The sequence below is a fragment of the Amycolatopsis nalaikhensis genome (assembly GCF_030264295.1).
In the GTDB taxonomy this organism is placed as follows: domain Bacteria; phylum Actinomycetota; class Actinomycetes; order Mycobacteriales; family Pseudonocardiaceae; genus Amycolatopsis; species Amycolatopsis nalaikhensis.
This window is the reverse complement of sequence record NZ_CP127173.1, coordinates 584,661-597,676: the sequence shown is the minus strand read 5'-3', so window position 1 is coordinate 597,676 and position 13,016 is coordinate 584,661. Positions and strand designations below refer to the sequence as shown.

General features: G+C 70.9%; 9 protein-coding genes. 6 read left to right on the top strand and 3 right to left on the bottom strand.

The window, feature by feature from the left end; all coding sequences use genetic code 11:
* Positions 1–7 precede the first annotated feature (7 nt).
* The 3 genes from QP939_RS02920 to QP939_RS02910 all read left to right on the top strand — a co-directional run bounded on the left by QP939_RS02920 (position 8) and on the right by QP939_RS02910 (position 6,221).
* Positions 8–3,238 carry a GH92 family glycosyl hydrolase gene (locus tag QP939_RS02920; RefSeq protein ID WP_491624960.1) on the top strand — a complete coding sequence of 1,077 codons (3,231 nt, stop codon included), beginning with the start codon at positions 8–10 and terminating at the stop codon, positions 3,236–3,238.
* 17 nt (positions 3,239–3,255) lie between these two features.
* Positions 3,256–5,640 carry a GH92 family glycosyl hydrolase gene (locus tag QP939_RS02915; RefSeq protein WP_285454953.1) on the top strand — a complete coding sequence of 795 codons (2,385 nt, stop codon included), beginning with the start codon at positions 3,256–3,258 and terminating at the stop codon, positions 5,638–5,640.
* Positions 5,641–5,855: 215 nt separating this feature from the next.
* On the top strand, positions 5,856–6,221 hold the full coding sequence (locus QP939_RS02910) for a DUF3817 domain-containing protein (RefSeq protein ID WP_285454952.1): 366 nt from the start codon (positions 5,856–5,858) through the stop codon (positions 6,219–6,221).
* Between the two features lie 48 nt (positions 6,222–6,269).
* On the opposite strand, the gene QP939_RS02905 is transcribed toward QP939_RS02910, so the two are convergent.
* Entirely contained in the window at positions 6,270–6,770 is a 501-nt protein-coding gene (locus QP939_RS02905; RefSeq protein WP_285454951.1) for a MarR family winged helix-turn-helix transcriptional regulator, read from the bottom strand.
* Between the two features lie 78 nt (positions 6,771–6,848).
* Here QP939_RS02905 and QP939_RS02900 point away from each other — a divergent pair, with 78 nt between their 5' ends.
* Positions 6,849–7,154, top strand: coding sequence for a thiamine-binding protein (locus tag QP939_RS02900; protein WP_285454950.1), 306 nt, complete (start codon positions 6,849–6,851; stop codon positions 7,152–7,154).
* 43 nt (positions 7,155–7,197) lie between these two features.
* On the opposite strand, the gene QP939_RS02895 is transcribed toward QP939_RS02900, so the two are convergent.
* Positions 7,198–7,605 (bottom strand): hypothetical protein, encoded by a 408-nt coding sequence (locus QP939_RS02895; protein ID WP_285454949.1) that lies wholly within the window; start codon positions 7,603–7,605, stop codon positions 7,198–7,200.
* A gap of 91 nt (positions 7,606–7,696) precedes the next feature.
* Between QP939_RS02895 and QP939_RS02890 the strand changes: the two genes are divergently transcribed.
* Positions 7,697–8,680 carry a tetratricopeptide repeat protein gene (locus QP939_RS02890; protein WP_285454948.1) on the top strand — a complete coding sequence of 328 codons (984 nt, stop codon included), beginning with the start codon at positions 7,697–7,699 and terminating at the stop codon, positions 8,678–8,680.
* Positions 8,681–8,727: 47 nt separating this feature from the next.
* Here QP939_RS02890 and QP939_RS02885 read toward each other — a convergent pair whose 3' ends face one another.
* Positions 8,728–10,161, bottom strand: a complete 1,434-nt coding sequence (locus QP939_RS02885) for a neutral zinc metallopeptidase (protein ID WP_285459626.1) — start codon at positions 10,159–10,161, stop codon at positions 8,728–8,730.
* A 226-nt stretch (positions 10,162–10,387) separates the two neighbouring features.
* Here QP939_RS02885 and glgP point away from each other — a divergent pair, with 226 nt between their 5' ends.
* Positions 10,388–12,916: an alpha-glucan family phosphorylase gene (gene glgP, locus QP939_RS02880; RefSeq protein ID WP_285454947.1), complete on the top strand. Its 2,529-nt coding sequence runs from the start codon at positions 10,388–10,390 to the stop codon at positions 12,914–12,916.
* Positions 12,917–13,016 lie beyond the last annotated feature (100 nt).

The window sequence follows — 13,016 nt, the reverse complement described above, 5'->3', positions numbered from 1 at the left end:
AGAGGCGATGGCCATGGCGCGATTGCGCTTCAGAGCCGGTTTGACCTTTTTGACACTGGCGGTGACGGCAGCGGTGGCTCCCGCTGTGCCCGCCGCGGCGGCCACGACGACGGACTTCGCGAAGTGGGTCAACCCCTTCGTGGGCACCCGGCCCGGCGGCGCCGACCACGGCACCGGGGGCGGTGCCGGCAACACGTTCCCGGGTGCGGTCGTGCCGTTCGGCATGGTCCAGTGGAGCCCGGACACGGTGAAATCCCAGCCTGGCGGCTACTTCTACGACGACAACGCCCTGACCGGGTTCAGCCTGACGCACCTCTCGGGCGCGGGTTGTTCGACCTACCAGGACATTCCGTTCATTCCGTACGTCGGTGAGGTGACGACCTCCCCGGCGACCGACCCGGCGCACTACACGTCGACGTTCTCGCACGCCAACGAACACGCGACGGCGGGCGCCTACGACGTCACCCTCGACAGCGGCGCCAAGGTCGAGCTGAGCGCGACCCAGCGCACCGGCTCCGCGCGGCTGACCTACCCGGCGGGCGCCTCCTCGACGTTGCTGGTCAACACTTCCGGCTCGGTCAACGGCACCGACGACGCGTCGATCACCATCGGCAAGGACACCATCAGCGGCTGGGCCACGAGCGGCCGCTTCTGCGGGGCCCAGAACAGCTACCGCGTCTACTTCTCGGCGAAGTTCGACACGCCGTTCGCGTCGATCGGCACCTGGAAGAACGGCGCCGTGACGCCGAACAAGGCCGCCGAAACGGGCGGCGCCAACGCGAAGGTCGCGCAGCCCAACGGCGTCGACGCGTCGATCGCGCGCACGATGACGGCCAAGCAGCAGGACACCACCGTGTCCGGGCCGGGCAGCGGCGGGTACGTCACCTTCGCGAACCTCAACGGCGCGCAGGTGAACGTCCAGGTCGGACTGTCCTTTGTGTCCGTCGACGGGGCGAAGGCGAACCTCAAGGCCGAGAACACCGGCAAGTCCTTCGACACGGTCGCGGCGGGCGCGCGGAAGGCGTGGAACGACCAGCTCGGCAAGATCGCCGTCACCGGCGGCTCGGACGAGCACCTGACGACGTTCTACACCTCGCTGTACCACTCGCTGATCCAACCGAACGTGTTCTCCGACGTCAACGGGCAGTACATCGGCTTCGACGGGCGGATCCACTCCGCCGACAAGGGCCACGCGATGTACACGAACTTCTCCGGCTGGGACATCTACCGCTCGGAGATCCCGCTGCTGGCGACGATCGCGCCGCACGAGACGTCGGACATCGTCCGGTCGATGATGGCCTACGCCGAGCAGGGCGGCTCGTGGGACCGCTGGACGGTCGCGAACGACTACACCGGCGTGATGAACGGCGACCCGTACCACATCATCGTTTCCAGCGCGTACGCGTTCGGCGCGCGGGACTTCGACGCCCAGAAGGCGTTGCTGCTCATGATCAAGGGCGCCACCCAGCCGACGCAGGGCTACACCGAGCGGCCGGGGCTCGAGGACTACCAGAACCTCGGGTACGTGCCGGGCGCCGGCGCGGACACGCTCGAGTACACCAGCGCGGACTTCGCCATCGCCCAGTTCGCCAAGCGGCTCGGCGACTCCGCGACGTACACGACGTTCATGAAGCGGGCCCAGAACTGGCAGAACCTCTACAACCCGGGGACCGGTCACCTGCAGCCGCGCAACGCCGACGGCTCCTTCGCCGGCACCTACAACCCGGCCAGCTCGCAGGGCTGGGTCGAGGGCAACGGCGCGCAGTACGACTGGATGGTGCCTTACGACCTGGGCGGTCTCGTCACGGCGTTCGGCGGCAACACCGCCGTCCAGTCACGGTTGGACACCTTCTTCACGCAGCTGAACGCGGGCACGCAGCTGCCGTACGCGTTCATGGGCAACGAGCCGAACTCGAACGCGCCTTGGGTGTACTCCTACGCGGGGGCACCGGCCAAGACGCAGTCGATCGTCCGGCGCTCGATGAACGAGCTGTACAACCCGCGTCCGGAAGGCCTGATCGGCAACGACGACCTCGGCCAGATGTCGTCCTGGTACGTCTGGGCCGCGCTCGGCATCTACCCGGAGATCCCGGGCCGCGCCGAGTTCGTGCTCAACACGCCGCTGTTCCCGAAGGCCGTGCTGACCACGGGCGCGGGCAAGAAGATCACCGTCTCCTCGTCGGGCACGGGTGACTACGTCGCGGGCCTGAAGGTCAACGGCGGGGACGCCGCCAAGGCGTGGATGCCGGAGGCGCTCGTTTCGACCGGCGGCACCCTGGACTTCGCGCTGTCGGCGACCCCGACGGCGTGGGGCAGCGCGGCGGCCGACGCCCCGCCGTCCTTCCGCGACCAGGAGAAGCCGAGTCTGTCCTTCGCGAACCCGGCTCGCGCGGTGGTCCCCGCGGGCTCGACGGCGAAGGTCTCGGTGGGCGTCCAGGACCTCTCCGGCACGGCCCGGACCTGGACGTACTCCGCGGGCAGCGCCGACGGGATCACCCTGACCCCGGCGACCGGCGGCATCGCGGTGCCCGCCGCGGGCAAGGCCCAGGCGGAGCTGACGGTCTCGGTCCCGGCGGGGCTGGCCGACGGCGCCCGCCGCATCCCGGTGACGTTCTCCGCGCCCGGCGTGGCGTCGTCGCAGGCGGTGCTGACGGTGCTCGTGGCCCAGCCGAACAGCTGGCTCGCCACGGTGAACAACGCCGGGATCTCGCCCGACTCGAAGCCCGCCGCGGCGAACTTCGACGGCGGCGGCTGGAGCTACTCGGCCGACGCGCTCGCCGCGGCCGGGGCCGCCCCGGGCGCCACGGTCACCAGCGACGGGCTGAAGTTCACCTGGCCGTCGTTCCCGGCCGGGGACCCGGACAACGTGATCGCCGGCGGCCAGACGGTCAACGTCTCCGGGGCCGGGCGGCTCGCGCTGCTCGGGTCGGCGTCCAACGGCAACGCGTCCGGCACGCTGACGGTGACCTACACCGACGGCAGCACGTCGACGGCCACCATCGGGTTCTCCGACTGGACCCTCGGTGGCGGCGGCGCGCAGCCGGCGTTCGGCAACCGGATCGTGCTGTCCACGCCGTACCGCAACGCTTCGGGCGGTGACCCGCAGCAGATCCGCACCATGGTGTTCGGCACCAACCCGATCACCCTGGACGCGGGCAAGACGGTGGCCAGCGTGACGCTGCCGTCGAACGTCAGCGGCGGCGCGCTCCACGTGTTCGCGATCGCCATCGGAGCCTGAACCAGGAGTTCTCTTCCATGAAACGCACAGTCCTGGCGGGCTTCCTGACGCTCGCCGCGGCCGCGACGGGGGTCACCCCCGCCGCGGCCGCGGCCCGCGGGGACGCCCTCGACGCCGTCAACACGTTCATCGGCACGCAGGATGAGGGCAACACGTTCCCCGGTGCTTCGGCGCCGTTCGGGATGACGCAGGTCAGCCCGATCACCTCGCACTACGCCGGGTACCGCTACACCGACACCGCGATCCGCGGCTTCGGGCACTTCTTCCTGTCCGGCGCGGGCTGCTGGGAGCAGGGCGGTCTCGTCTCGACGCTGCCGACCACCGGGGAAGTGGGGCCCGGCAAGGCGTTCGACACGGCGAAGGCGGCCACTTTCGATCAGAAGCTGTACGCCTCGCCGTTCACCCACGACGGCGAGATCGGGAAGCCCGGCTACTACAAGGTCCACCTCACCGGCTACGGCGGTGTCGACGTCGAGACGACCGCCGCGACCCGCGCGGGTGCCGAGCGGTACACCTTCACCAAACCCGGTGACGCCAACGTCTTCGTCAACGTCGGACAGGCCAACGACAAGGAACCGGTCACCGGCAGCAGCATCCGCGTCATCGACGACCGGACCGTCGAAGGCACCGTGGGGTCGCAGGCGTTCTGCGGCGGCAAGGCCTACACGACGTACTTCACGACGAAGTTCGACAAGCCGTTCAAGGCCTTCGGCACGTGGTCGCCCACCGGCGGCACGCCGGGCAGCCGCTCTTCCGAAGGCGGCGCGGGCCTGCGCGGCGCGTGGCTGACGTTCGCCGACCCGGACCAGGTCACGGCCACCACGGCGATCTCCCAGGTGGACGCGCAGGGTGCCCGGGGCAACCTGGCCGCCGAGCGCATCCGGTCGTTCGACGCCGCCAAGGCCGCCGTGCAGCAGACCTGGCGGCGCGAGCTGTCCTCTGTGGACATCAAGGGTGGCTCGACCGACGACCGCACGGTGTTCTACACCTCGCTCTACCACGCGCTGCTGCAGCCGCTGACGGCGAACGACGCCGACGGCCGCTACTACGGCTTCGACAAGAAGATCCACCGCGCGGTCGGCTGGACGTACTACGACTTCTTCTCGCTGTGGGACACCTACCGCACGCAGAACCAGCTGCTGGCGCTGCTGCGGCCCAGCCGCGCCAAGGACATCGCGAAGAGCATCCTGGCCATCCACGACCAGGGCGGCTGGCTGCCGCGGTGGGCGTACGCGAGCCAGGAGACGAACACGATGACCGGCGACCCGGTGACGCCGTTCCTCGTGGACCTCTGGCGCTTCGGCGCGCTGTCCGGTGAAGAGATGCACGCCTACCAGGCGCTGCTGCAGAACTCGACGCAGATCCCGCCCGCGTCGTCGCCGTTCCAGGGCCGGTCGGGCAACGCGAGCTACCAGAAGGACGGGTTCGTCCAGTACGACCCGAACTTCCCGAAGAAGGGCCAGGACACCGACCCGAACCACGGCGCGTCGGCCACCTTGGAGTACGCGCTCGGTGACTGTTCGCTGTCGGTCATGGCCGCGGCGCTCGGGAAGAAGGACGACGCGGCGGCGCTGGCCGAGAAGGGCCGGACCTACCGGACGCTGTGGGACGAAACGCAGACCGACCGCGGCTTCACCGGCTTCTTCCGGCCGAAGGTCCTCGGCGGCGCCTGGTTCTCGCCCGCGGACAAGCCCTACAGCCCGCAGAGCCAGGACGGCTTCCACGAGGGCACGGCCTGGCAGTACCAGTGGCTCGTCCAGCAGGACGTGCCCGGCCTGGTCGAGCGGATGGGCGGCCCGGCGGCGACCGGCCAGCGCCTCGACGACTTCTTCGCCTACGACGAGCTGGTGAAGAACCCGGCGACGGCGGTCCGCGAGAACTGGGTCGTCGGCCCGTACGACTACTACGACCAGTTCCGCTACAACCCGAACAACGAGCCGGACCTGCACTCGCCGTGGATGTACGCGCTCACCGGGCAGCCGGCGAAGACGTCGACGGTGGTGCGGGCGGCGCACACGCTGTTCACCAACGCGCCCAACGGCGTCACCGGCAACGACGACCTCGGCACCATGTCGGCGTGGTACGTCTTCAGCGCGCTCGGGCTCTACCCCGCCGTCCCGGGGACTGGGAACTTCGTGCTGAACGCGCCGCGGTTCGAGAAGTCCGTGCTGCACCTGGAGAACGGCCGGGACATCACGATCAAGGCGCCCGGCGCCGACGGCTCGAAGCTGCAGTACGTCTCGGGCCTGAAGGTCGGTTCGCAGGCCAGTGACCGCGTGTACGTCAACGTGGACCAGCTGAAGCGCGGCACGACGCTCGACTTCGGCCTGACCGCTGACGCCGCCGCGGCGACGTGGGGCACGTCACCCGCGTCCGCCCCGGCATCGCCCTGCGCGGAGTAGACAAGGGACGCTCACGGCCGTGGTCCAGACCACAGTGGACCACGGCCGTGAGCATCGTCACGGGCCCCGGTGTTCCCGTGAGGGCCGTCACGCCTCACACTGGTACCAACACGTCCGACAATGCCGTTGACGTACAAGGCGAGTCCGCCTTGGACGGTACGTCGGGCGTTTTCGTGTGTGTAGACCAACGTGGTGAGACCCCACAGGAGGAAGCAGTGTCCAGCAAGGCCGCTCTCGTGTTCCGCGTGGCCGCAGTAGCCGAAGCCCTGTCCTGGGCAGCGCTGCTGGTCGGGATGTTCCTCAAGTACGTCGTCCACTCCGCCGGCGAGGGCGGCGTGCCCGTCATCGGCATGGTGCACGGCGTGATCTTCGTCCTCTACGTGGTCGTCTCCCTGTCCGTGGCGAAGCCGCTCGGCTGGCGCCCGAAGACGCTGGTCCTCGCGCTGCTCGCCAGCGTCCCGCCGCTGTTCACGTGGCTGTTCGAGAAGTGGGCGCTGCGCAACGGCAAGCTCGACGGCCCGCAGCGGCTGTCCCACGGCGGTGTCGGCCTGTTCCAGGTCGAGGAACCCGTCGCCGCCTGATCCCGGTGCACGAGAAAGGCCCGCGCTCGACGAGCGCGGGCCTTTCCGCTATTCGGTGAAGTCCCCGGCGGCGCGGCGCACCTTCGTCAGCAGGTCCGTCAGCTGCTCGGTCTGCCGGTCGGTGAGGCCGTTGAGCCCGAAGTCGATCTCCGTCACGGCCTCGGTGGCCACCTCGCGGCGCTTGCGGCCCTCGTTGGTGATCTCGACGAGCGTCGTGCGGCGGTCGGTCGGGTGGGGGACGCGCTTGACGAGCCCGTCGCGCTCCAGCCGGTCGACTATGTTGGTGACACTGGTGGGGTGCAGCTGGAGCCGCTCGCCCATCACCCGCATCGGCAGGCTGGCGCTGCGGGCGAAGGTGAGCAGCACCAGCGCTTCGTACCGGGCGAAGGTCAGGCCGTGCGGCTTGAGCGCGCCGTCCACCGCGGACTGGATGATCTGCTGGACGCGCATCACGCCGGTCACCGCGGCCATGGTGCCGGAGGGCCCGATCCGGTCCTCCCACAGCTGTGCCGCGCGGGCGATCGGGTCGAACGGCAGCGGACGGTTCATGACACGCGAAGTTACCAGCGGGTACCGGCGGGTGTCGCACGACCGGCGGAAAGAACACCGAAGAAGGGACTTCCGAGCATGATCGTCGCGTTCAGCGTCAGCCCGTCCGGCGGGGACCCCGACGGCGGGGTGAGCGAAGCCGTCTCCCGGGCGGTGAAGGTGGTCCGCGACTCCGGGCTGCCCAACTCCACCAACGCCATGTTCACCAACATCGAGGGCGAGTGGGACGAAGTCATGGACGTCGTCAAGCGCGCGGTCGAGGCCGCGGGGGAGGGCTCGGCCCGCGTCGGCCTGGTCCTGAAAGCGGACATCCGGCCCGGTTTCACCGGCCAGCTCGAGGCCAAGGTGGACCGCGTCGAAGCCCACCTCCGCGACGGCTCGTGAGTGGAAAACAGTGTTCTAACACTGTTTTCCACTCACGAGGGGGCTACGGGAGTGGCGGGGTGAAGGCGACCGTCCAGCGGCCGTCTTCGCTCGTCACCGTCAGCGGGTAGCTGAACGGCTTGCCGTCGCCCAGCGCGCCCGAGATCGTCGCGCGGCTCGGGGCCGCCGCGTCCGGGCCCAGCTCGACGCGCACGTCGTGCACGCCGTGGTCGGCCAGCACCGCGACGTAGTCCTTGGCGAAGTCGTCGGCGCCCGAGCCGGGGTAGTCGAGCAGGTCGCCGAGCGCGTCCGAGTCGTGACCGTCGAGCGCCACGGCCAGGCGGTCGCGCAGCTCGGCGGGCGAGGCCGCGCCCGGATTCGGTTCGTGCACGATCAGCAGGGTCACCGCGCCGATCCAGACGACGGCCGCCGCGATCGACAGGCCCACCTTCACGTCACGCCGGATGTGCACCCGGCCGAGCCTGCCCCAGCTGCGCCGTCCTGCCAAGCGGACCGGCCGGGCACCCGGTGAAACAGGGAGGCGCGCGTGCCAGGATGGAGCCGTGACACACCCACGCGGATCTGCAGCGAAGTCAGCGGCCCTGTCCGCCGCCCTGTCCGGCGCGGTCGACCTGTCCGCGCTCAAGGCCCGCGCCGAAGCGGCGCGCAAGCAGCCTGCCCCGCCCGCGGGCGCCCCCGCCCCGGCCGGTGACGGGCCCCCGCCCGCGCCCGGCTCGGCCGAGGCCGTGATCGATGTCACCGAGGCCACCTTCCAGGCCGAGGTCGTGGAGCGGTCCCTGCGCCAGCTCGTGGTCGTCGACCTGTGGGCCGAGTGGTGCGGCCCGTGCAAGCAGCTGTCCCCGGTGCTGGAACGGATGGCCGCCGAGTCCGGTGGCGCCTGGGTCGTCGCGAAGGTCGACGTCGACGCGAACCCGCGCATCGCGCAGCTGTTCGGCGCGCAGTCGATCCCGACGATCGTCGCCATCGCCGGCGGCCAGCCCGTCGACGCCTTCTCCGGCGCACTGCCCGAGCCCGAGATCCGCAAGTGGATCAACGCGCTGATCGACGCCCTGCGCGACAAGCTCCCGTCGATCGCCGAGGCCGAGGCCAACGGCGGCGGCGCGGCCGAGGAGCCCGAGGACCCGCGCTTCACCGAGGCGGAAGAAGCCTTCGAGCGGGGCGACTTCGCCGCCGCGCAGGCCGCCTACGAGCGCATCCTCGACGTCGAACCGGCCAACGAGCTGGCGAAGAACGCGCTGGCCCAGGTCAAGTTCACCGCCCGCGCGGAGAGCGCGGACCCGGAGGCCCGCGCGAAGGCCGACGCCGACCCGTCCGACCTGGCCGCCCAGCTCGACGCGGCCGACCTGGAGATCGCCGAGAACGACGTCGAGGCGGGCTTCAAGCGCCTGATCGACACGGTCCGCCGCACGGCGGGCGAGGACCGCAACCGGGTGCGCGAGCACCTGGTGGCGCTGTTCGACCTGTTCGACCCGGCCGACGAGCGGGTCATGAAGGCCCGCCGCGACCTGGCGTCCGCCCTCTTCTAGACCGCATGAGAAAGGCCCCCACCGCGGTGGGGGCCTTTCTCATGCACTCAGGCGTACTGCTTCGAGCAGACCGACGAGCCTTCGAGGTAGCCGCGGCGAAGGGACTCGACGCGGTCGAAACCGCTGTCCGGGCGCTTGCCGTTGACGTCCGCCGAGACGAGGCTCTCCGGCAGCAGCAGGTCCGCGATGGCCTCGTCGAGGTCACCGGCCGAGAGCCGCAGGTCGCCGGGGCGGTTCGTGAACGCCGCCCACGCGCCCACCAGGCACGCCGTCCGCAGGCCCGCGTTCGCGTTGTCGATCGACGCGCCGACGCCCTTCTGGATGCCCAGCGCGTACCGCGACGCGACCTCGGCGAAGGCCGCGAAGTCGCCCATGCCACCCGGGTCCTCGCCCTTCTGCTCGGCCTCGCGGTCGATCGGCTGGGCCAGCTGCCTGAGCTTGGCCAGGTCGATGCTCACGGTGTTGTCGTCCGGGCAGTACGACGCGGGCGGCGTCGTCTGGCAGCTGCCGCCGTCGGTGATCTCCGGCGCGGCGACCCCGGCGCCCTTGAAGGCCTCGTCGAGGCTCTTCTTCAGCAGCTCGACGGCCGACTGGTCGAACTTCGCGTCGCCCTTGCCCTTGTCGCCCTTGTCGAACGGGCGCTCGGTGATGCGGGCCTTGACGTTCTCGGTGTTCATCGCCGCGCACTCCTTCGGGCCCTTTTCGAACCCGGCCTGGAACGCGTAGGTGCGGTCGAACGCCGTGCCGTGCGCGCCGCGGTCGGCGGCGCTCGTGCCCGCCTGGTCGCGGATCAGGAACATCGCCGCCATCACCTGGTTCAGGCCCTCGGACGTCGACACCTGGTAGTACTTGCTCTTGTCCTCGGCGACCCAGCGGAAGTAGCCGCCGGCGAAGCAGTCGGCCTGCTGCTCCTTGACCACGGTCGGGGTGCTCTTGGTGATCCCGGCCTTGTCGCCGAGCCGGTACTGCACGGCGTGGCCGAACTCGTGCGCCAGCACGACGACCACCGACATCGGCCCGAACCGCTCGCGCAGCATCGGCAGCAGCACGCCGCGGTCCCACGCCACCGAGTCGTCGACCGGGCAGTAGAACGCGTTGACGAGCTTCTTCACGCTGCCGCAGCCGGTTTCCTCGGTGTCGGAGCGCGCGTCGTAGGACAGCAGCGACTTCACCGGCTCGAACTGCTGCCCGAAGTTGGACTGGAGCATCTCGCCCCAGTACGTCTGGACGTCGTCGATCGCGGCGGTGGCGAGCTTGTCGTCCTCGCCGCCGTCGGCGTTGCGGACGTCGAGCGTCGGCGTCGGCGCGCCGGACTTGAGGCCGCTCTCGAAGTGCGTCACCGGCAGCCCGGCGACCGAGCCGGCGCCGTTGTCCTTGGCCGGGTCGCCCCCGGTGCCGCTCTTGCCGTTGCAGCCGCTCACGGCCACGGCCGCGACGGCGAGCAACGCGACCAGCGCGCGCCGTCCTCCCCCTGGGATCATCTTGTTCACTCGCTCTCGTGCCCACCCGGTACCCGACGGGCAGGACCATACCCAGGGCATTCGCGGAGCGTGCACGTTATCCCCGAACTGGTGAGGCTTGTTCAGCCGTCGGCCGCCGCATGACTTCCACGCTGATCAGCGGTATGCGGGCGGGGCGCGGCGGCCTGACCGGAACAAGCCTCACTCCCTGCGCACTTCAAGCCGGGGCCCGATATCGTCGCATCTCATGCGTGCAGTCCGCCGGTTCACCGTCCGCGCCAGTCTCCCGGAATCGCTGTCGGGCCTGGGCGCGCTGGCCACCAACCTGCGCTGGACCTGGCACCCGCCGACCCGCGACCTGTTCGCGTCGATGGACGCCGAGCTGTTCAACGCCGTGCGCGACCCGCTGCGGATGCTCACCGCGCTGCCGCCGTCGCGCCTCGACGAGCTGGCCGTGGACGACGACTTCCTCGCGCGCGCCCGCGCGGCGGCGCAGGACCTGGAGCGCTACCTGTCCGAGCCGCGCTGGTACCAGCAGCGCGACGACGCGGACCTGCCGCCCGCGGTCGCCTACTTCTCGATGGAGTTCGGTGTCACCGAAGCCCTGCCGAACTACTCCGGCGGCCTCGGCGTCCTGGCGGGCGACCACCTGAAGGCGGCGTCCGACCTGGGCGTGCCGATGGTCGGCGTCGGCCTGCTCTACCGCAACGGCTACTTCCGGCAGTCGCTGTCGCTGGACGGCTGGCAGGTCGAGCACTACCCGGTGATCGACCCGAACGCGTTCCCCCTGGAACTGCTGACCGCGGGCGGGCGGCCGGTGCTGATCGGCGTCGCCATGCCGGGCGGACGCGAGCTGTGCGCGCAGATCTGGCAGGCCCGCGTCGGCCGGGTCCCGCTGCTGCTGCTCGACACCGACACCGAGGCCAACGACGAAGACCTGCGCGGCGTCACCGACCGGCTCTACGGCGGCGACGCCGACCACCGGCTGCGGCAGGAGATCCTGGCGGGCATCGGCGGGTTCCGGGCGGTCCGCAAGTACTGCGAGCTGACCGGGCACCCGCAGCCGATGGTGTTCCACACGAACGAGGGACACGCGGGCTTCCTGGGCCTGGAGCGCGCCCGCGAGATCGTCCAGGCCGACGGCCTCGCGTTCGACGAAGCCATGCCCGCGGTCCGGGCCGGCACGCTGTTCACCACGCACACGCCGGTCAGCGCGGGCATCGACCGGTTCCCGGTGGACCTGGTGCAGCGCTACTTCGCCGACGGCAGGCTCGTCCCGGACATCGACCCGCGCCGCGTGCTCGCGCTCGGCGCCGAGGACAACCCCGGGCTGTTCAACATGGCGCACATGGGCCTGCGGCTGGCGCAGCGCGCGAACGGCGTCTCGCAGCTGCACGGGCGCGTCACGCGCAAGATGTTCTCCCGGCTGTGGCCCGGCTTCGACGACGACGAGGTGCCGATCTCGTCGGTGACGAACGGCGTCCACGGGCCGACGTGGGTGGCGCGCGAGCTGAGCACGTTGCTCGGCCGCGAGTGGGGCCTCGACGTCGGCGAGGGGCCGCTGCGCGACGGAGTGTCCGACGCGCAGCTGTGGGGCTTGCGGCGCGACCTGCGCGAGAAGCTGGTGCACGAGGTGCGGCGCCGGGTGCGCGCGGCGTGGCTGCAGCGCGGCGCGTCACCGCTGGAGCTGGGCTGGGTGGACTCGGTCTTCGACCCGGACGTGCTGACGGTCGGGTTCGCCCGCCGCGTCCCGACGTACAAGCGGCTGACGCTGATGCTGCGCGACCCCGAGCGGCTGCGCACGCTGCTGCTCGACGAAGACCGGCCGATCCAGGTGGTCGTCGCGGGCAAGTCGCACCCGGCCGACGAGAACGGCAAGCAGCTGATCCAGCAGATCGTCCGGTTCGTCGACGGCGCGGACGTGCGGCACCGGATCGTGTTCCTGCCGGACTACGACATGTCGATGGCGAGGTACCTGTACCGCGGCTGCGACGTGTGGCTGAACAACCCGGTGCGGCCGCTGGAGGCGTGCGGGACGTCGGGCATGAAGTCGGCGCTGAACGGCGGCCTCAACCTGTCGATCCGCGACGGCTGGTGGGACGAGTGCTACGACGGCAGCAACGGCTGGGCGATCCCGACGGCGGACGGCGTCACGGACCCGCTGCGCCGTGACGACCTCGAGGCGGCGGCGCTGTACGAGCTGCTGGGCCAGCAGATCGCGCCGCTGTTCTACGACCGCTCGGCCGACGGCGTGCCGACGGGCTGGCTGTCGATGGTGTGGCACACGCTGGAGACGCTGGGGCCGCGGGTCCAGGCGTCCAGGATGGTGCGGGAGTACGTGGACAACGGCTACCTCCCGGCGTCCAGGATGGTGGCGGCGGCGACCGGCGACGGCTACCGGGGTGCGCTGTCCCTGGCGGACTACCGGACGAAGCTCGAGGTGTCCTGGCCCCGGGTGCGGATCTTCGACTCGGAGCTGCTGGTCGAGGCGACGGAGCCACTGGTGGTCGGCACGGAGGTGACGATCCGCGCGCGCATCGACCTGGCCGGCCTCGATCCGTCCGAAGTGGACATCCAGGCGGTGGTCGGCCAGGTGGGCGACGACGACGAGCTGCGCGACACGGTGACGGTCCCGATGACGGCGGACGGCATCGGCGCGTTCGCCGCCCGGTTGAAGCTGCCGCGGCCGGGATCGGTCGGGTACACGGTGCGGGTGCTGCCGAAGCACGGGCTGCTGGCCGCTCCGGCCGAGCTGGCCCGCGTCGTGCTGGCCTGACCCGCGCGCCCGGCGGCCCGCCGCGGTCGGATGGCCTGTCGCCGCGGCGCTGACCTGGAGTCGCTCCAGGCGGAAATGCGCGGCGCCGACCGCTGAGCAC